General features: G+C 62.3%; 19 protein-coding genes and 2 tRNA genes. 10 read left to right on the forward strand and 11 right to left on the reverse strand.

Annotated features, from left to right (window positions below; all coding sequences use genetic code 11):
- Nucleotides 1–133: 133 nt before the first annotated feature.
- The gene (locus tag MJ601_RS01040) at nt 134–802 is read right to left on the reverse strand and encodes a histidine phosphotransferase family protein (RefSeq protein WP_242122716.1); all 669 of its coding nucleotides are present in this window, start codon (nt 800–802) and stop codon (nt 134–136) included.
- 93 nt (nt 803–895) lie between these two features.
- Nucleotides 896–1297, reverse strand: a complete 402-nt coding sequence (locus MJ601_RS01045; RefSeq protein WP_242122717.1) for a M67 family metallopeptidase — start codon at nt 1295–1297, stop codon at nt 896–898.
- 17 nt (nt 1298–1314) lie between these two features.
- On the opposite strand from MJ601_RS01045, the gene MJ601_RS01050 reads away from it, so the two are divergent.
- From MJ601_RS01050 to mtgA, 3 genes are all read left to right on the forward strand, one after another.
- The gene (locus MJ601_RS01050; RefSeq protein ID WP_242122718.1) at nt 1315–2265 is read left to right on the forward strand and encodes an RluA family pseudouridine synthase; all 951 of its coding nucleotides are present in this window, start codon (nt 1315–1317) and stop codon (nt 2263–2265) included.
- A 75-nt stretch (nt 2266–2340) separates the two neighbouring features.
- Nucleotides 2341–3255, forward strand: a complete 915-nt coding sequence (gene rpoH / locus MJ601_RS01055; protein ID WP_242122924.1) for an RNA polymerase sigma factor RpoH — start codon at nt 2341–2343, stop codon at nt 3253–3255.
- Nucleotides 3256–3447: 192 nt separating this feature from the next.
- On the forward strand, nt 3448–4143 hold the full coding sequence (gene mtgA / locus MJ601_RS01060) for a monofunctional biosynthetic peptidoglycan transglycosylase (protein WP_242122719.1): 696 nt from the start codon (nt 3448–3450) through the stop codon (nt 4141–4143).
- Nucleotides 4144–4193: 50 nt separating this feature from the next.
- Here the strand turns inward: mtgA and MJ601_RS01065 are convergent, their stop codons facing one another.
- The 6 genes from MJ601_RS01065 to MJ601_RS01090 all read right to left on the reverse strand — a co-directional run bounded on the left by MJ601_RS01065 (nt 4194) and on the right by MJ601_RS01090 (nt 12078).
- Nucleotides 4194–6689, reverse strand: coding sequence for a TonB-dependent receptor (locus MJ601_RS01065; RefSeq protein ID WP_242122720.1), 2496 nt, complete (start codon nt 6687–6689; stop codon nt 4194–4196).
- Nucleotides 6690–7050: 361 nt separating this feature from the next.
- Nucleotides 7051–8319, reverse strand: a complete 1269-nt coding sequence (gene clpX, locus MJ601_RS01070) for an ATP-dependent Clp protease ATP-binding subunit ClpX (protein WP_242122721.1) — start codon at nt 8317–8319, stop codon at nt 7051–7053.
- 134 nt (nt 8320–8453) lie between these two features.
- A complete protein-coding gene (gene clpP, locus MJ601_RS01075) occupies nt 8454–9089 on the reverse strand; it encodes an ATP-dependent Clp endopeptidase proteolytic subunit ClpP (RefSeq protein WP_192668550.1) in 636 nt (211 codons plus the stop codon).
- A 105-nt stretch (nt 9090–9194) separates the two neighbouring features.
- On the reverse strand, nt 9195–10172 hold the full coding sequence (locus MJ601_RS01080) for a glycosyltransferase family 2 protein (protein ID WP_242122722.1): 978 nt from the start codon (nt 10170–10172) through the stop codon (nt 9195–9197).
- Between the two features lie 159 nt (nt 10173–10331).
- Nucleotides 10332–11924 carry a trigger factor gene (gene tig, locus MJ601_RS01085; protein ID WP_242122723.1) on the reverse strand — a complete coding sequence of 531 codons (1593 nt, stop codon included), beginning with the start codon at nt 11922–11924 and terminating at the stop codon, nt 10332–10334.
- A 69-nt stretch (nt 11925–11993) separates the two neighbouring features.
- A tRNA-Leu gene (locus MJ601_RS01090) sits at nt 11994–12078 on the reverse strand.
- Nucleotides 12079–12220: 142 nt separating this feature from the next.
- Between MJ601_RS01090 and MJ601_RS01095 the strand changes: the two genes are divergently transcribed.
- The 3 genes from MJ601_RS01095 to MJ601_RS01105 all read left to right on the forward strand — a co-directional run bounded on the left by MJ601_RS01095 (nt 12221) and on the right by MJ601_RS01105 (nt 14123).
- Nucleotides 12221–12412: a hypothetical protein gene (locus MJ601_RS01095; RefSeq protein WP_242122724.1), complete on the forward strand. Its 192-nt coding sequence runs from the start codon at nt 12221–12223 to the stop codon at nt 12410–12412.
- Nucleotides 12413–12571: 159 nt separating this feature from the next.
- Nucleotides 12572–13180 carry a sigma-70 family RNA polymerase sigma factor gene (locus tag MJ601_RS01100; protein ID WP_242122725.1) on the forward strand — a complete coding sequence of 203 codons (609 nt, stop codon included), beginning with the start codon at nt 12572–12574 and terminating at the stop codon, nt 13178–13180.
- Nucleotides 13095–14123, forward strand: a complete 1029-nt coding sequence (locus MJ601_RS01105; RefSeq protein ID WP_242122726.1) for a FecR family protein — start codon at nt 13095–13097, stop codon at nt 14121–14123. The genes MJ601_RS01100 and MJ601_RS01105 overlap by 86 nt, the downstream gene beginning before the upstream one ends.
- Nucleotides 14124–14127: 4 nt before the next feature.
- On the opposite strand, the gene MJ601_RS01110 is transcribed toward MJ601_RS01105, so the two are convergent.
- Complete coding sequence (locus MJ601_RS01110; protein ID WP_242122727.1) at nt 14128–14826, reverse strand: NAD-dependent deacylase; 699 nt, start codon at nt 14824–14826, stop codon at nt 14128–14130.
- Between the two features lie 103 nt (nt 14827–14929).
- Between MJ601_RS01110 and dapB the strand changes: the two genes are divergently transcribed.
- The 4 genes from dapB (at nt 14930) to MJ601_RS01130 (ending at nt 16999) form a co-directional block, all read left to right on the forward strand.
- Complete coding sequence (gene dapB, locus MJ601_RS01115) at nt 14930–15694, forward strand: 4-hydroxy-tetrahydrodipicolinate reductase (RefSeq protein ID WP_242122728.1); 765 nt, start codon at nt 14930–14932, stop codon at nt 15692–15694.
- 4 nt (nt 15695–15698) lie between these two features.
- On the forward strand, nt 15699–16349 hold the full coding sequence (nth, locus tag MJ601_RS01120; RefSeq protein WP_242122729.1) for an endonuclease III: 651 nt from the start codon (nt 15699–15701) through the stop codon (nt 16347–16349).
- Between the two features lie 106 nt (nt 16350–16455).
- Nucleotides 16456–16848, forward strand: a complete 393-nt coding sequence (locus MJ601_RS01125; protein ID WP_491572870.1) for a hypothetical protein — start codon at nt 16456–16458, stop codon at nt 16846–16848.
- Nucleotides 16849–16922: 74 nt separating this feature from the next.
- Nucleotides 16923–16999: transfer RNA gene (locus MJ601_RS01130), tRNA-Arg, on the forward strand.
- Between the two features lie 14 nt (nt 17000–17013).
- Here MJ601_RS01130 and MJ601_RS01135 read toward each other — a convergent pair.
- Together MJ601_RS01135 and MJ601_RS01140 are read right to left on the reverse strand one after the other, a co-directional pair.
- Nucleotides 17014–17499, reverse strand: a complete 486-nt coding sequence (locus MJ601_RS01135; RefSeq protein ID WP_242122730.1) for a methylated-DNA--[protein]-cysteine S-methyltransferase — start codon at nt 17497–17499, stop codon at nt 17014–17016.
- A 92-nt stretch (nt 17500–17591) separates the two neighbouring features.
- Nucleotides 17592–18992: an efflux transporter outer membrane subunit gene (locus MJ601_RS01140; protein WP_242122926.1), complete on the reverse strand. Its 1401-nt coding sequence runs from the start codon at nt 18990–18992 to the stop codon at nt 17592–17594.
- Nucleotides 18993–18999: the final 7 nt, after the last annotated feature.

An 18999-nucleotide genomic window follows, 5' to 3' on the forward strand; every position in this document is an offset into this window, starting at 1 on the left:
CGCAGGACGCCCAAATGGCTTCCATCTCGAACCGAAATGCGCTTGCCAAGGGGTATAACCTTCGCGGCGCCCATTTCGGCCCGATCTGTTCGCCATTTTAGCGCCTCGAACGTGCCAGGGATGAGTTTACGCCCTAGCAAGCGTCCGGGATGGATGCGCCAAAGAGCAACAGCGGCTCTCCTGGCGGAGACAGCGCGATCTCCCCGCCTGCGCTCGTTACCAGCGTCCGCACCATCCAGGCCGCGGACGTCCGCGAAGCCAGACCTTCGGGTGGCAGGGTGCCCGCCAGCGCGGATCGCAGATCGGGGTCGAGAACCAGCTTCGGCCCTTCCGCCCGTACCACGATCTCCGTCACGCCCGGCCGCCGCTCCGCGCCAATGTCGAGCTGGCCGCCGCGCACAAGCGCGTCTCCGGCGATCAGCGCAAGGTTCAGCAGCACCTTCACCGGCAGCTTGTCGAGCATATCCTCCTCGACCATCCAGCCAATCTTCACCCGGCCCGCGGCGGCAAACATGCCCTCGATCGCCACGCGAGCCTCATGCGTGGGCACCGCGTCGCCGAAGCCGCCCGCCGAGCCGAAGGCCAGGCGGAAGAATTTGAGCTTGTTGGCGGAAGTCTTGGCGCTGTCCGCCAGCAAATCCAGACAGCGCTGCCGCATTTCCGGGTCGGTTTCGTCCGCCATCAGTTCCAGCCCGTTGTTGAGCGCGCCGACCGGACTCAAAAGGTCGTGGCACAAACGCGAGCAGAGCAGGCTAGCAAAATCGATGCTGCCGGTATCGATGCGATCTGTCGGATTGGTCATGAAGTTTCGCTGCCGCCGGAAATGAACAGGTGGGAATATCAGGCTAATGCGCCGCCCCGCCCCATGATGCAACCCCGGCTTGCCGCCTTTCCCTCACATGATATCGAGCGAAGCCTCCACAAAACGGACCTGCCCGGCGACTTCTGCCGTCGCGATCCAAAGCCGCGCCACCCCTTCTCCGACAATCAGCCAAAAGCTGCCGTCTGCCACCGCATTCGCTGCATCCGTCGCGGAAGGAACGGGCGTCCCGCCGGGATGCGAATGATAATGGCCGACGATCCGCTCCCCCCCTGCCCGCGCCGACCGGTGTGCCGCGATCAGCACCGCCGGATCCAGTTCGAAATGCCGCGCCGGATCGGGCGCCACATTGGCGGCGGGCCGGACATTCCCGATGCGGCCGGCATCGCCCAGCAGCAACCCGCAGACCTCGTTCGGATCCGCCGCCGCTTCGGACATGATTTGTTCCAATATACCCCTTGAAATCCCGACCTTCATTCCTACCTTCCTATCGAATGCGTTCGGGGGTTTCCATCTTAGAAGCAGTGATTGGCGAAGCGCAGGACGGCATGCGGCTGGACAGGGCGCTGGCCGACCTGCTGCCTGAATTGTCGCGGGAGCGGCTGAAAAGCCTGATCGTCGATGGTCAGGTGACGACAGAGGGCCGCACGCCCAACCCTTCCATGAAAGTCGCGGCGGGGCAGGCCTTCGCCGTCACCCTACCGCCCCCGGTCCAGGCCGATGCGGTGGCGCAGGACATACCGCTCGCCATCGTCCATGAAGACGCCGACCTGATCGTGATCGACAAGCCCGCGGGCCTCGTCGTCCATCCTGCGGCGGGCAATCTGGACGGCACATTGGTCAATGCGCTGCTCCATCATTGCCAAGGCCGCCTCTCCGGCATCGGCGGCGTGGCGCGGCCCGGCATCGTTCATCGCATCGACAAGGATACATCCGGCCTTCTGGTCGTTGCCAAGTCAGACCGTGCTCATGAAGGGCTGGCGCAGCAGTTCAAGGACCATAGCATCGACCGGCTTTATGCCGCGATCGTCTATGGCGTGCCCCAGCCCGGCATGGGCACCGTGGATACATGGATCGGCCGGTCCGACGCCGATCGAAAGAAAATGGCCGTTCATCGGGAAGGACGCGGCAAACATGCCGTGACCCATTACCGAACGGAGCAGAAGCTGCGCGGAGCGGCTTTGGTCGAATGCAGGCTGGAAACCGGGCGCACGCATCAGGTGCGCGTCCATATGGCGCATCTGGGACACCCCTTGATCGGCGACCCGGTTTACGGTAGAGAGAGAAAAGGTTTCAAATCGATACTGGAAACGCTAAGTTTCAAAAGGCAGGCATTGCACGCGAAAAGGCTGGGGTTCATACATCCCGTAACGGGTGAGGCCCTCCGCTTCGACAGTGAAATCCCCGCCGATATGCAGGAACTGTTAAGCGAGCTTCACGTATAGATTTGGATAAGTTTGCGACGGCGCCTCGGACGCCTCTTCTGGGTCCCGCCGCGCATGAAAGGGAAAGGTGACGACATGGCCGGAAAGACCAATGTCCCCGCGGTTCCTGCGCTGGGCGGTGAAGCCAGCCTCAACCGCTATCTGTCGGAAATCCGCAAATTTCCGATCCTGACGCCCGAGCAGGAATATATGCTCGCTAAGCGCTACGCCGAACATGCGGACTCGGAGGCCGCGGCGCAGCTCGTGACCTCGCATCTGCGCCTCGTGGCGAAGATCGCCATGGGTTATCGCGGCTATGGCCTGCCCGTCAGCGAGCTGATTTCCGAAGGCAATATCGGCCTGATGCAGGGCGTGAAGAAGTTCGAGCCGGATCGCGGCTTCCGCCTGGCGACCTACGCCATGTGGTGGATCCGCGCGTCGATCCAGGAATTCATCCTGCGGTCCTGGTCCCTCGTGAAGATGGGCACCACCGCCGCGCAGAAGAAGCTCTTCTTCAACCTGCGCCGGATGAAGAACAATATCGAGGCGTTCGAGGATGGCGACCTGCATCCCGACGACGTCGCCAAGATCGCCAAGGATCTGGGCGTGACGGAGGATGACGTCGTCTCCATGAACCGCCGGATGGCGATGGGCGGCGATACCTCGCTCAACGTGCCGATGCGCGAGGATGGCGAGGGCCAGTGGCAGGATTGGCTCGCAGACACCGATCCGCTGCAGGACGAACGCGTCGCCGACCAGCAGGAAAGCGAACTGCGCCACGATATGCTGGTGGAGGCGATGGACGACCTCAACGATCGGGAAAAGCATATCCTGGCCGAGCGCCGTCTGGCAGAAGAACCCAAGACGCTGGAGGAACTCTCCCAGGTCTATGGCGTGTCGCGGGAACGCGTCCGCCAGATCGAGGTTCGCGCCTTCGAAAAGCTGCAAAAGGCGATGATGCGGATTGCTGGCGACAAGCTTGGCAAGATCGCCCGCCTTGCAACGGCCTGACCGGCTTCCAAAGACATCAAAGGCCCCGGACTCGTTCCGGGGCCTTTTTCGTTCACCGCGAGCCATCGGCTGTGGGGTGAAATGCCGACGTTTCCAAATCCTCCCCACACTGTCGCACCGGAACGATATCGCCTCTGCAACCGGCAACAGCCGCATACTTGAACAGCCCGGATATCCCGCTACCAAAGCGTCATGAACGCCAAGCCCGCTTCCCCTCGCCGCCGGTCCCGCTGGATTGGAATTTTATTCAAGATTCTCGGCGGTTTCGTCGCTCTTTCGCTGCTGATGACGGTGATCTACCGCTTCGTGCCGCCGCCGGTGACATGGACGATGCTGTTCGACCCCCATGGCATCACCAAGGACTGGAGGAGCCTGGATGCAATGGACCCGAACATGGCCCGTGCCGCCATCGCGGCCGAAGACAGCCGCTTTTGCAGCCATCACGGCTTCGATGCGGTCGCCATTGCCCAGGCCATGCGGCACAACGCCAGCGGCGGCCGCATTCGGGGCGGCTCCACGATCAGCCAGCAAACGGCGAAGAATATCTTTCTGTTCCAGGATGGCGGATTCTTGCGCAAGGGACTGGAGGCCTGGTTCACCCTCCTGATCGAGGCGATCTGGGGCAAGCGCCGGATCATGGAAGTCTATCTCAACGTCGCGGAAACCGGCATCGGCACCTATGGTGCCCAGGCTGGCGCGATCCGCTATTTCCACCATGGCGCCCAACGCCTCACGCGCGCCGAGGCTGCTCGTCTGGCGGCCGTCCTGCCCCTGCCCAAAAAACGCGAGGCCATCGACCCGCACGGCTTCACCCGCCACTACGGCAACAGCATCGCCGCCCGCATCGGCATCGTCCAGCGCGACGGGCTGGACAGCTGCCTGAAATAGCGAAAGGGCGCGGGTCACTCCGCGCCCTTCTCTACCACCAGCCGACGTATTTAGAAGCCGACCACAACCGAACCAATGAAGGTGCGCGGCGCACCGATCTGTGCAAAAGTGATGCTGGTGGTCGACAGGGTGCCGTCAAAACCGCCGACGTAGAATTTGTCGAACAGATTGGTGACGTTAAGCTGTACCGCTACGCCCGGAGCACCGAACTTCTCCAAGGAATAACGTGCATCGAGATCGACTACGGTATAGGCTGGAGCCTTCGCTCCATAGACCTGGGTCAGGGCGCCATTGATCGTTTGATAAACGGGCAGATTCTGGTCGTTCACATAGCGGGGGCCTGTACGCTTGGCTTGAATGCCCAGACGGAACCCTTCAATTTCTCCCTGCACACGACCGCCCAGCGTATAGACCGGCGCGCCCGATTCCCGCTTGCCTGCCGTCTGGCCGACGGTGGTCGCGTCGAGCTGAACATTGTCCTTGATCTCCGACTTGAGATAGGAACCAAAGGCGTAGAACATCAGTTCCGGGATCGGCTGATATGTGACGCTGCCATCCACGCCATATTTGTCGACCCGGCCCAGATTGCGGTAGATGGTGACGTTGAGGTCACGATCATAGGCCTGCGCCAAACGGTTATGGTAGATGGTGTACCAACCTGACAACTGCGCCTGCAGCCTATTTGTGCGATAGCGGACGCCCAGATCGAAATTGTCCGTGGTTTCCGGTCTCGGGTTCGCCCCTTCGGTATCCGGCGCGTAGAAGAAGCTGTTGTACAGATTGTCGGTGCCCGGCACCTGCAAGCCCTTGGAATAGTTGGCGAACAGGCTAGTAGCGCTGCTCAGGTCGAAGACCACACCGGCGTTCGGCAACAGCTTGTCATATTTGAAGACGCGGCGCTGCGGTCCCTGGACGGCCGGATTGGCTGCCGCGTAGGCGGCCGAAGCCGCATTATCACCAAAGCACCGCAAATTGCCGCCTGCCGTGGCGGTGAAACAGTAGTTGTTAAGGTCACGCTTGAAGAAAGGCGCGCGCAAACCAAGGTTGACGGTCAGCGCATCGAATTCGCCGCGATATTCGCCCGACACCTGATGGAGGATCGCATAGGATAGGCGGTTGCGCTTCTCGACCAGATTGCCGTTTACGTCCGCGATGGGATCATCAATCGCGAAATATTCCGACCCGAACCCATCGGTGCGCAGATAGGCTGCTTCGCCGGTCTGGCGGTGACGCCCGCGGTCATAGCTGTAGGCAACACGAATGGTGTTGTGAGTGTTGATGTCGTAGCGCAGCGATGCGATCAGGCCATAGCGATGCGTCTGGGTCTGGCTGGGCGTTACCAAGCGGATGGTATCCAGCGTGTCCCCATCGCCATTCAGATCGCGCCCGAAATAATATTGAGTGGCGCTCGACGAGCCCTGGATAAAGCCCACCTGACCGGCGAGGCCCGAACTGGCCGGGGTGCGACCTTCCGACGCGATGCTGGTGCCACCGCCATTGGCCTTGGTGTACTGATAACTCGGATCGACCGTCAGGATCAGGCCATCCGCCAGCGTGAAGCGCGAATTGATGCGGATATTGCCCGTATTGGACGGATTGTAGCGATATTCATAGTCGGACCCACAGGAGCTGGCTGTATCCGCCACACCTGCACGGGGCGCAGGGATGATGCAGCGCGCGGTTTCGTAGAAGCGCTCATCCTTGCTGGTCGGAAAGCGATTGGCGCTGGAACTGCCAACAATACGGCCGCCATCGACACGCAGCGGGACCGAGCCGAAGAAATTATTCCGGTTCTCATTATAGTGACCGGCGATCGAGATGAAGTCGCCGTTGCTGCCGATCGGCTGATAGATCTTGGCGTTATATTGCTGCTTGTCGATCTCGCCGATGCCGCCATAGATGGCGTTATTGGTCGCCCGGCTGGCGGAGAAGAAGGCACGCGTGCCCCAGGGTGTAAAATTGCCGGTCTGGACCAGGCCGAACAGGCGGAAGAAGCTGAAATCGCCGACCGATGCCACCATCTTCGCGCCGAATTGCTCGCTGGGCGTGATCGAGCGATAGTTGACCGTCGATCCGGTGGCAGCAGCGGTGGGACTGTCCACATCGGTGGTACCGAGGTTGACGTTCACCTGCTCGATGATTTCCGGGTCAAGCTGCTGGTTGGAATAAAGCGCATAGCCGCCCGTATCATTCAGCGGCAAGCCGTCGAACGTCTGCGAGATGCGGCTGTCGTCGAAACCTCGGATGGTTAGCGTGCCACCGGCCGAGCCGAAGGGATCGTTATTCTGGAAGCTGACACCTGGTAGCTGGTTGATGACTTCGTTGATGCTCTGGCCCGGCGTCTGCGCCTGGATGAACTCGGCGCCCAGCACCGCCTTGGCCTTGCTGGTATTAGGCATCAGCACGCCGGCAACGCCCTTATCGACGGTAGCGCCCGTCACGACAATCTCATTCTCAAAGTCGATCGAACCAGTCGACTGCGCGAACGCAGCGGCGGGAGCAGCCACGGCAATAAGCGCAGCGCTACACATAAGAAGCTGTTTCATTTGATTATTGTCCCTTTGAAGTTGGCGTGTCGTGCCCGCTCTTATTCTGTTCTGTGGAGCTGGCGCCGCCTTTGGCGGCCTACGGCGACGGACCTGTGATGCTCTGATTGCAGTTTTACTACAATACAACAACACCTCGGAGGCAGCGCATCACAAGCGTCCAACGAAGTGCTCGCTGGACAATGACTCAACCGTACAACCAATTGTTTTTGCTGTATTTTATGGGGAACTGTGAAGTCTGTTTAACACTGGTGCAATTTTGCAACGCAGCAAGATTTTTTTCTTCCGCGGGAATAAGATACGAAAAAGGCCGGCGAAACTCGCCGGCCTTGCCGTCATTTATGCTGCTGCAGCGCGCTAGTCAGGCCGCGTCTTCCGCCCGCTTGTCCTTTTCGCTGAACACGCGAATCGGTTCCTTGCTGCCGGCGACGACATCCTTGTCGACCACCACCTCGCCTACGCCTTCCATCGATGGCAGGTCGAACATGGTATCGAGCAATATGGCTTCCAGGATCGAACGCAGTCCGCGCGCGCCGGTCTTGCGCTCGATCGCCTTCCTGGCGATCGCGGTCAGCGCATCGTCGGTGAAGCTCAGTTCCACATTCTCCATGTCGAACAGCTTGGCATATTGCTTCACCAGCGCGTTCTTGGGTTCGACCAGGATCTTGACCAGCGCGGTCACATCCAGATCTTCCAGCGTCGCGATCACCGGCAAGCGGCCGACAAACTCAGGGATCAGCCCGAATTTCAACAGATCTTCCGGCTCGCTCTGCCGCAGCAGTTCGCCCGTCTTGCGCTCCTCAGGTGCGGCGACATGGGCACCGAAACCGATCGACTTCGCCTCCAGACGATCGCCGATGATCTTTTCCAGACCAGCGAAAGCGCCGCCGCAGATGAACAGGATGTTGGTCGTGTCGACCTGGAGGAACTCCTGCTGCGGATGCTTGCGGCCGCCCTGCGGGGGAACCGAAGCCGTCGTGCCCTCCATCAGCTTCAGCAATGCCTGCTGCACACCCTCGCCCGACACGTCGCGGGTGATCGAGGGGTTTTCCGCCTTGCGGCTGATCTTGTCGATCTCGTCGATATAGACGATGCCGCGCTGCGCCTTCTCGACATTATAGTCGGACGCCTGCAGCAGCTTGAGGATGATATTCTCCACATCCTCGCCGACATAGCCCGCCTCGGTGAGCGTCGTGGCATCCGCCATGGTAAAGGGCACGTCGAACGTCTTGGCCAGCGTCTGCGCCAGCAGCGTCTTGCCGCAGCCGGTAGGTCCGACCAGCAGGATGTTCGACTTGGCCAGTTCCACCTCGCCCGGCTTGGAGCCGTGGTTGAGGCGCTTGTAATGATTGTGGACAGCGACCGACAGTACACGCTTCGCCCGGTTCTGGCCGATCACATAATCGTCCAGCACATCGCAGATTTCCTGCGGGGTCGGCACGCCGCCATCCTTCTTGCCGACAAGACCGCCCTTGGTCTCCTCGCGGATGATGTCGTTGCACAGTTCCACGCACTCATCGCAGATGAACACGGTCGGCCCCGCGATCAGCTTACGCACCTCATGCTGCGACTTGCCGCAGAAGGAGCAGTAAAGCGTGCTTTTAGAATCGGAGCCCGTAAGCTTAGTCATTCGCCATTCTCTCTTCCCTCTTTCAGGCGAACTGCCGCCCGTGCCGAGGGATATGGTGGTCCCAGGTTCATCCTAGACCGCGACGCGCCCGTTTCACAAGGGGAGAAAAGGGCGCATCGCGGCAAATATCGGCTTTAGCCTTCGCTGCTTTCCGCCACGACCGGACGACGGTCGAACACTTCATCGACCAGACCGAACGCCTTGGCTTCCTCGGCTTCCAGGAAGGTGTCGCGGTCCATCGCCCGCTCCACTTCCTCCAGCGACCGGCCGGTATATTGAACATAGAGGTTGTTCAGGCGGCTGCGGATACGCAGGATTTCCTTGGCCTGGATCTCGATGTCCGACGCCATGCCCTGCGCGCCGCCCGACGGCTGGTGCACCATGATCCGGGCGTTCGACAGCGCGATGCGCTTGCCCGGCTCACCGGCGGCCAGCAGGAAACTGCCCATGGAGGCGGCCTGGCCGATGCAGACGGTGCCGACCTGCGGACGGATATATTTCATCGTGTCGTGGATCGCCATGCCGGACGTCACCACGCCGCCGGGCGAGTTGATGTACATCCAGATGTCCTTCTTCGGATTTTCCGACTCAAGGAACAGCAGCTGGGCCACGATCAGCGAGGCCATATGGTCCTCGACCTGACCGGTCACGAAGATGATCCGCTCGCGCAGCAGGCGCGAGTAAATGTCGAAGCTGCGCTCGCCCCGGTTGGACTGTTCGATAACGATGGGGACCAGAGCGGCCATGGGATCGGACATGATATCGGTCATTTTGCTCTTTCAGGGTGTGTTGCTTTTGCCCGCCCTCTACATCGGCACAAAAGGCAGACTGTTCAAGGGGTCGCGTGCCGGGGTTTGAACCGGGCGTCGATTTGTTCAGTCCCGGCGCGCGAAATCGGAGGGAGCGCGGAACGCGAGATAGGCCAGCCGCCGCATCTCCCGCCGTCCCCGGACGACGGTGTCGAGGATCAGGCCGCACATGCCCGACAGGGTGGCCAGGATCATCAGGCCCGTCACCAATATGGCGGTGGGAAACCGCGGCACCAGGCCGGTCTTCATATAGGTAAGGATCAGCGGCACCGCCAGACCCAGCCCCGTCGCCGCCAGGATCGCGGCGATGATCCCGAAGAACAGGATCGGCCGCTCGATACGATAGAGGGTGATGATCGTCCGCAATATGCGCCAGCCGTCGCGATAGGTGGACAATTTGCTCACCGATCCTTCCGGCCGCGCGCCATAGGCCGTGACGATCTCGGCAACCGGCATAGACAGTTCCAGCGCATGGACGCTGATTTCCGTTTCGATCTCGAAACCGGCCGACAATACCGGGAAACTCTTGACGAAACGCCGCGAAAAGACGCGATAGCCGGAGAGAATATCGGTGAAGCTGCGCCCGAAAAGCTGCTTGAGCAGGCTCGTCAGCGCCCAATTGCCGAAGCGATGTCCCTTCCGATAGGCTTCCTCGATCTCGCTTCGCCGCGAACCGACGACCATGTCGAGATTATCCTCCAGCATGGCCGCGACCATCCTGGGCGCGGCGGCAGCCTCATAGGTCGCATCGCCATCGGCCATGATGTAGATATCCGCATCGACGTCCGCGAACATCCGGCGCACCACATGGCCCTTGCCCTGCTGGCTCACCCGGCGGACGATGGCGCCTGCCCCGGCCGCCAGTTCGCGGCTGCCGTCGCTGCTGTTATTGTCGAAGACATAGATGTCCGCAGCCGGCAACACCCTGCGGAAATCCTCCACTGTCTGAACGATGGCGCCAGCCTCGTTATAGCAGGGCAGGATGACCGCAATCCGTGGCGTGGCGACGCCCTCCCCGCTTTCCACTGCCGGATATTCCCTCATCGACCCAAACCTTGGTAACGCCCTGCCCCCTGTCGACATTAATGGGCTTGATTGACATTTCGTCTGCCATGTCGCGGCAGAAATGAAAAGCGAAGGAAATGAAAAGCGCCCGGGCTTCCTTGCGAAGCCGGGCGCTTGTCCAGTCAGACCGGAACGGCCTTATTCAGCCTTGGCGGCAGCCTTCTTGGCCGGAGCCTTCTTGGCCTTGGGCTTGTCTTCGGCAGCAGCTTCCTCGGCTACGGCCTCGTCCTTCTTGGCGGCAGCCTTCTTGGCAGGCGCCTTCTTGGGGGCTTCCTCGGCAGCCGGAGCAGCTTCTTCAGCCTCGGCCTTCTTCTTCGGAGCCGCCTTCTTGGCCTTGGGCTTCTCGTCATGATGATGGTCATGACCACAGTCCGAACCATGGACGTGGGGCTTCAGGTCGCTATCCTCGGCTTCGATCGCGGCTTCCAGCTCTTCGCGGCTGACCGTGCGATCGGTGATTTCGGCCTTTTCGAACAGGAAGTCGACGACCTTGTCCTCATAAAGCGGCGCGCGAAGCTGCGCCGCGGCCATCGGGTCCTGGCGGACATATTGAACGAAACGCTCGCGATCCTGCGGGCTGTACTGCTGCGCAGCCTGCATGATCAGGCGGTTCATCTCCTGATCCGACACGACCACGCCATTGGCCTGGCCGATTTCCGACAGCAGCAGGCCCAGACGGACGCGACGCACCGCGATGGCGCGATAATCCTCCTTCTCGGCTTCCATTTCCTTGAGCGCCGCTTCGGGATCTTCCTCATGGGTCGCTTCATGCTGAAGCTGCGCCCAGATCTGGTTGAATTCGGCCTCGACCATGCTCGGCGGCACGTCGAAATCATGCGCGGCGGCCAGCTGGTCGAGCAGCTTGCGCTTCATGTAGGTGCGCGTCAGGCCATTATGTTCCTGCTCGATCTGGCCCTTCAGCAGCTCCTTGAGCTTGTCCAGACCTTCCAGGCCCAGCGACTTGGCGAAATCGTCGTCCAGCTTGGGCTTGTCGGCGTCCAGGATCGCCTTGACCGTAACGTCGAAGGTCGCTTCCTTGCCGGCCAGATGGGCCGCGCCATAATCTTCGGGGAAAGTGACCGTGATGGTCTTCTCGTCGCCCTTCTTGACGCCGGTCAGCTGCTCTTCGAAGCCGGGGATGAACTGGCCCGAACCGATCTTCAGCTTCACATCCTCGGCCGAACCGCCTTCAAAGGCTTCGCCATCGATCTTGCCGACGAAATCGATGGTCAGCGTGTCGCCGTCCTTCGCCTTGTGGCTGGCGGCATGCTCTTCCAGCGCACCCTGCTGGGTCGCGATGCGGCCGGCGGCCTCATCGACCTGCGCGTCGGCGACTTCGGCGGTCAGGCGCTCCAGCTTCAGGCCCTCGATGCTCGGCGCCGCGATTTCGGGCAGCACTTCCAGGGCGACCTTGATCTCCGCATCCTTGCCGAATTCGAAGCCTTCATCCAGCTCGACGGAGGGCTGCATCGCGGGACGCAGCTTGTTGTCGGCGATCAGCTTCTGGATGCTATCCTGGATCGAATTGTTGAGCGCGTCGCGCTGCAGCGATTCGCCGTGCATCTTCTTGACGAGGTTGGCGGGCACCTTGCCGGGGCGGAAGCCGGGCATGCGGACCTGCGGCGCGATGGCGGCCACTTCCTTTTCCACGCGGGCGTCGATGTCCTTCGACGTGATGGTCACGGTGTAGGCGCGCTTCAGGCCCTCGTTCAACGTCTCGACAGTCTGCATCTCTTCTCTCAAACGCTTTCTTCAGCTGAATATCGTTGGCGCCTGCGCATCCATTGAGTCTGGCGCAACTGGTGCGGGCGAAGGGACTCGAACCCCCACATCTTGCGATACCAGAACCTAAATCTGGCGCGTCTACCAATTTCGCCACGCCCGCATCGGTCGCCGGTCGGCGCGGCATAGAGAAAAGAGTCTCCCGAAGCAAGGCCCACAGGTCAAGGCTGTGGATAAGCTGGGGATAAGTCGGTGGGGAACCGCCATGACCGCCCACGCGTACCCTTTATGAAGGAGATCCGACCATGGCCACCCAACCCGATCCGGCCCCCGATGGCATTCCGCCGCCCGATATCATCGAACCGCAGTCCCCGCCCGAAAATCCCATTCCGGCCCCGCCCGCGGAAACGCCGCCAGGCCAGCCGCCGGAAATCGTGCCGCAAGGCCCCGATTTCGACCAGCCCGATCGTGCGCCTCCCGAACTGCCGCCGGCCTGACACCGCTCATTCGGTGCAATTCGGTAACAGGCGACCGGTTTTCCACAGAAACGGGAAATAATCGTCATGGCAACGCTGGACAGGCCCCTGCATCCATGATTGAACTATGACAAACACATGAATTGCGGGAGAGGCGCGGCTGACATCAAGGGGGTCAACGTGCACAGGGTTCGCGCTAAACTGGACTGGTTCAAGACGGTAATCCTGCCACAGGAAGCGGCTCTACGCGGGCGCCTCCGCAGGATCATCCCTGCCAATCAGGAATTGGAGGATATGGTGGCGGAGGTTCTTGCCCGCGCCTATGCCACCGAAAACTGGGAAAATGTGACCACCGGCCGGGCCTATCTGTTCACCATCGCCCGCAATCTGGTGATCGACACCGCCCGCCGCAACAAGGTGGTGAGTTTCGAAACGATCGCCGATCTCGAACTGCTCCAGGGCGAGAACAATGTGGAGGCGCAACTCCACGCCCGCGAAGCGCTCCGCCAGGTCGAAGCCATCGTCGATTCGCTGCCGACACAGTGCCGCCGCGTCTTCATTCTCCGCCGCATCCACGAAAAATCGATGCTCGAAATAGCGGAGGAGATGTCGCTATCCGTTTCTACTGTTGAAAAACATCTGGCCAAAGCGATCGCGATAGTTATGCGGGCCTGGGCGGAACGTGAGGAAACGGATTTCGAACGTGCAGGCGTCGGGACCAGATTCGGGCTACGGAAGCAGGGACAAGATCGAGGCGGAAGCCGCGCGCCTGCTGGCCAGGCTCAATAGCGATCCCAGCCCGGAAGACGAAGCGGAAATCTGCCGCTGGGTCGAATCGGACCCCCGCAACGCCATAGCCTTCGCCCGTGCCGAAGCCGCCTGGGATGCAGCCGAACGGCTGAAGAGCGCCGCCGCCGAAGTCAACCTGCCGCCGATGGAAGCCATCGTCAGCGAGGAACAGCAGCGCCGCCTGTCCCGCAACATCATGATCGCCGCCGCCGTCGCTGTCATGCTGTTCATCGTCGCCGCGATCGTCACCGTCCGCACCTTCAGCGGCGTCGACCATTATGAGACCGGCATCGGCCAGATCAGCGACATCGCGCTGGACGACGGGTCCATCCTGCACCTCAACAGCGACAGCGCCGCGGAGGTCCGCTTCACCGATCATGGCCGCAAGGTGCGCATCTCGAAGGGGGAAGCGTCCTTCGACGTCGCCCATGACCCTTCCCGCCCCTTCGACGTGGAAGCCCGGTCGGCGGTCATCCGCGCCGTCGGCACCGCCTTCAACGTCCGCCTGCGTCCCTCGATGGTCGAACTGACCGTGACGCAGGGCACCGTCACGGTTCATTCCGGCGCCAAAGTGGCACAGCAGGTCAGCGCCGGCAGCGGCGCCGTCATCCAGCCGCGCAGCATATCGCTCACCCATCTGGGTTCGAAGCTGATCGGCCAGCGCACCGCCTGGCGCGAACAGATGGTGGAACTGGATGGCGAAACCATCGAACAGGCGGCCAGCGAGTTCAACCGCTATCGCACCGCACCCATATTGATCGGGGACACGCGGGTTTCCTCCCTGCGCATCGGTGGCCGCTTCCGCATCACCGACAGCCGGGAATTTCTCTCCGCCCTGCGCCTTAGCCTGCCGGTCCGGGTGGTGGACGGGCAGGACGGATCGGTGATGCTGCTCTATCAGGACGAGCCGGAACCGGCCGACAACGCCGCCCCGGCCGAATAGCCCCTCAGGCCAGCAGGTCGTGGACCAGTTCCGGCACCAGCCTGCTCGCCGGTCCCATTCGGCTCTCCTCGAAATAGAAACTGCCCGCCGAGGGATCGAGGTTCAGTTCGATCGTGCGCGCCCCGACATGGCGAGCCGTCTGGACAAAGCCCGCCGCCGGATAGACGGCGCCGGACGTGCCCACCGACACGAACAGATCGGCGCGCCGCAACGCCTCCTCGATCCGGTCCATCTCATAAGGCATTTCGCCGAAAAAGACGATGTCCGGCCGCATCCGCGGCTGTCCGCAACCGCCGCACGGCGACGCGGGCGGCAGGGCTTCGACCCAAGGCACCGCCCTGCCGCAGGCCGCGCAAAACGCCGACCGCAATTCGCCATGCATGTGGATCAGCCTTTTCGCCCCCGCCCGCTCATGCAGATCGTCGACATTCTGCGTCACGATCAGCAACTCGCCGGGCCAGGCGGCATCCAGCGCCGCCAGCGCCTCATGTGCAGCATTGGGCTTCACCTCGGCCAGCTTGGCGCGTCGCTCGTCATAGAAGCGATGCACCAGCGCCGGATTGCGCGCCAGCGCCTCGGGCGTGCAGACATCCTCCACTCGATGCCCTTCCCACAGCCCATCGGGCCCGCGAAAGGTCGCTAGGCCGCTTTCGGCTGAAATGCCCGCGCCGGTCAGGATCACGATGTTGCGAATATCATTCATGCGGCTTCTCTAGTCGCTCGGCAAGGGATGACAAAGCCCTCACGCTCTGGCATCGGCCAAGCCCAGGATCGATCGACCCTAGGCAAGGCAGGGATAAAGAGACATGAGCAGCATCGGCATTTTCGGGGCGGCGGGTCGCATGGGACACGCCATCGCGCAGGTCGCGAAGGAAGCCGGGCTGGATATAGCGGGCGGCACCGATCGGCATGGCGGCGCGGAACTGATCCAGGGCGTTACCATCTCCACCGATCCGCGGGCGCTGGCGGAAAGGAGCGACGTGCTGATCGATTTCTCCGTTCCTGCCGCTCTTGCCGCGCATCTGGACGCCTGCATCGCCGCGAAGAAGCCGGTGCTGATCGGCACCACGGGCCTGGAACCGGAGCATCATGCGATGATCGACAAGGCTGCAAAGCATATTCCAGTGCTCCAGACCGGCAATACCTCGCTGGGCGTCAACCTGCTCGCCGCGCTGGTGCAGCAGGCAGCCTCCCGGCTGGGCGACGATTGGGATATCGAGATTGTCGAGATGCATCATCGGCACAAGGTCGATGCGCCTTCCGGCACCGCCCTGCTTCTGGGCGAAGCGGCAGCGCGCGGGCGCGGCATCGCCCTTTCCGAAAACAGCGAACGTGGCCGCGACGGCATCACCGGCGCGCGGGCGAAGGGCGCCATCGGCTTCGCCGCGCTGCGCGGCGGCTCGGTGGCGGGCGACCATCAGGTGATCCTGGCCACGGAAGGCGAGCGGATCGAGATTGGTCATCGCGCCGAAAACCGCGTCATCTTCGCGCGGGGCGCAGTCAGGGGCGCGCAATGGCTGATGAAGCAGCCGGCCGGCCGCTATGACATGAAGGGCGTGCTGGACCTGTGATCCGATGAACAAGGAGCAGATCTTCGACTTTTTCAGCCGCCTTGCGGAAGCCAATCCGGCGCCGCGCACGGAGCTGGAATATGGCAATGACTATCAGCTTCTGGTCGCGGTCGTGCTGTCGGCGCAGGCCACCGACGTCGGCGTCAACAAGGCGACTCGCGCCCTGTTCCGCGAAGTCCATACGCCGCAGCAGATGATCAACCTGGGCGAAGAGGGCCTCAAGCAGCACATCAAGACGATCGGCCTGTTCAATGCCAAGGCGAAGAATGTCATCGCCCTGTCGGAAATGCTGGTCCGCGATTTCGGCGGAGAGGTACCGCAGGATCGCGATGTCCTCACCAGCCTGCCCGGCGTCGGGCGCAAGACCGCCAACGTCGTCGTCAACACCGCCTTCGGGCAGGAGGCTTTCGCGGTCGATACCCATATTTTCCGCGTCGGCAACCGCACCGGTCTCGCCCCCGGCAAGACGCCGCTGGCCGTCGAACTCAAACTCGACAAGCGCGTTCCCGGCCCCTTCCGCCGCGACGCGCATCACTGGCTGATCCTGCACGGCCGCTATGTGTGCAAGGCGCGCAAGCCCGAATGCTGGCGCTGCATCGTCTCCGACCTGTGCCGCTTCAAGCCCAAGACACCCGCGCCGGGAACGGCGGCCTGAGTTGATCGTCATTATCACAAGGTTCAGCGAGCCTGTGCTAAGGGGTAAAACGGACGGACTGGCCGCCATGGCGGCGTCCATCCGGCATGATAAAGGAGAGAATAGCATGTCCGCCCCCATCTCTCGCCCCGCCCGGCACGCCGCCCTGGCTCTTGCCCTGATGTGCGCGGCTGGCCCTGTGCTGGCAAAGGACCAGCCCGATAATCTGGTGCCGTCCGGCAAGCCCGTCGACTGCGTCCAGATCGTGTCGATCCGCACCACCAATGTGCGCGACGACCGGACCATCGACTTCATCATGAACGGCAACAAGGTCTATCGGAACTTCCTGCCCAACAGTTGCCCCAGCCTGGGCTTCGAAAAGCGCTTCATGTACCAGACCAGCCTGTCCCAGCTCTGTTCGGTCGACATCATCACCGTTCTCTATCAGGCTGGCGGGTTGCAGCGTGGGCCCAGTTGCGGCCTTGGCAAATTCCAGCCGATGCAGAAAATGGCGAAATAAGATTGGCCTGAGGTGATTTTGGTGCTGGCGCGAGCGATAAGGCTTTGCTAATCGGCCTCACGCATCAGCGACACGCACCCATAGCTCAGCTGGATAGAGCGTTGCCCTCCGAAGGCAAAGGCCAGAGGTTCGAATCCTCTTGGGTGCGCCATTTTTCCATGGCTCTCAGAACGATCCGCCTTCCAGTCCAAGCAGATAGCGCTTGGCTTCCAGACCACCTGCAAAGCCGGTCAGCGCGCCGTTCGCGCCGACCACACGATGACAGGGCGCGATGATCGAGATCGGGTTGCGTCCATTGGCGGCGCCCACGGCACGACAGGCGGAGGCTTTGCCGATCTGCCTTGCAATATCGGCATAGCTGCGCGTCTGCCCGAAGGGTATCGTCAGCAACGCGGCCCATACGCGCTTCTGGAAATCGGTCCCGGTAAAATCGAGCGGCAGGTCGAACATCTCCCGCCGTCCCGCAAAATATTCGCCGAGTTGCCGCTCGGCCTCTTCCAGCACGGGATGATCGCCCGCCTGAACCCGCGGTGCCAACCGCACCCTGTCCGGATCGTCATTTTCCCACAGGACCGCGGCCAGCCCCTTCTCGCTCGCCACCAGCGTCAGCGTACCGACAGGCGATGCCATCGTCCGATATGAATAGCTCATGCCCATTCCTTTCCATCATGCGATGGCATCACCATAGGGCATGACCGGCCCGTCGCCTTCCCGCCGCTTGCGATCAAAGCGGCGGGACGCGCTCATTTGAGGCCGCCCCCCATGGCGCGATAGAGTTCGACCATGTTCGTCGCCCGCGTCAGCCGCGTCGCCAACAGATTCTGTTCCGCGTTATAGAGCGTCCGTTGCGCATCCAGCGTGGTGAGAAAGCCGTCCACCCCCGCCCGGAAACGCGCCTCGGACAGCCGATAGCCGACCCGCGCGGCGTCCCGCAGGGATGCCTGCGCCTCCAGCTGGGCGGTCATCGTCCCCCGCCGGGCCAGCGCATCGGCCACCTCCCGGAAACCCGTCTGCACGCTCTTCTCATAGGTCGCGACCATCGCGTCATAGCTGGCCCGCGCATAACGCAAATTGCCCTGGTTGCGTCCGAAATCGAAAATCGGCAGGCTGGCCGAAGGCGCCACCGACCAATAATCGCTGCCCGACTTGAACAGGTTGGAAAGGCCGAAGCTCATCGTCCCGAACGCCGCGGTCAACGAGATTCTGGGGAAGAAGGCCGCCCGGGCCGCGCCGATATTGGCATTGGCCGCCAGCAACTGATGCTCCGCCGCCATGATGTCGGGCCGCCGCAGCAGGGCCGTCGACGGCAGGTCGGCAGGCAGATTGGCGAGCGTCACATCGCCTTCCGGCATGGCCGCGGGCAAATCCTCCACCGGCACGGTCGTCCCGGCCAGCAGGTTCAGCGCATTCTGGTCCTGCGCCACCAGCGTCGTCGCCTGCGCGATATCGGACCGCGCCTGATCGTGGCTGGTCTGCGCCTGACGCACCTCCAGTTCGGAGGCGATCCCCTTGGCGAAGCGCGCCCGGGTCAGCTCCAGCGTCTGGCCGAAGGCCTTTTCCAGATCGCGCGCAATCTTCAGCCGCTCCTGATCCGCCGCCATCGCCAGCCAAGCATTGGCCACTTCGGCGATCAGCGCGGTCTGCGCGGCATTGCGGTTCTCGATGGACGCGAAATATTGCTCCTGCGCCGCCTTGGTCAGGTTGCGCACCCGGCCGAACAGATCGATTTCCCAGGCCGACACGCCGACCTGCGCCTGGTAGATGTCGATGCGCCCGCTTCCCACCTGGGAAAAGGGGGTATCCTGAAAGGTCGCCCCGCCGCTCGCCGCCGCCGTCGGCAGCAGGTCGGCGCGCTGCACCTTATATTGCGCCCGCGCCTGCTCGACATTGGCAAGCGCAACGCGCAGGTCGCGATTATTGTCCAGCGCCGTCTGGATCACGCGGGCCAGCCGTGGATCGACGAAAAACGCCTTCCACGCCGTATCCGCCGGAACGATCGCCTGACCGTCCGCCCCGCCATAGGAAGCCCCCTGCGGGCTTTCCTGCGGCACCGGCAGCGCGGGCCGTACATATTTGGGCCCCCTGTCGCAGGCGGCCAGCGTCATGGCCAGGGCAGCGGCCGGGATCAGCTTGATCTTGTTCATCGTCCTC

Origin of the sequence: Sphingobium trunci (assembly GCF_022664535.1) — a bacterium.
Taxonomy (GTDB): domain Bacteria; phylum Pseudomonadota; class Alphaproteobacteria; order Sphingomonadales; family Sphingomonadaceae; genus Sphingobium.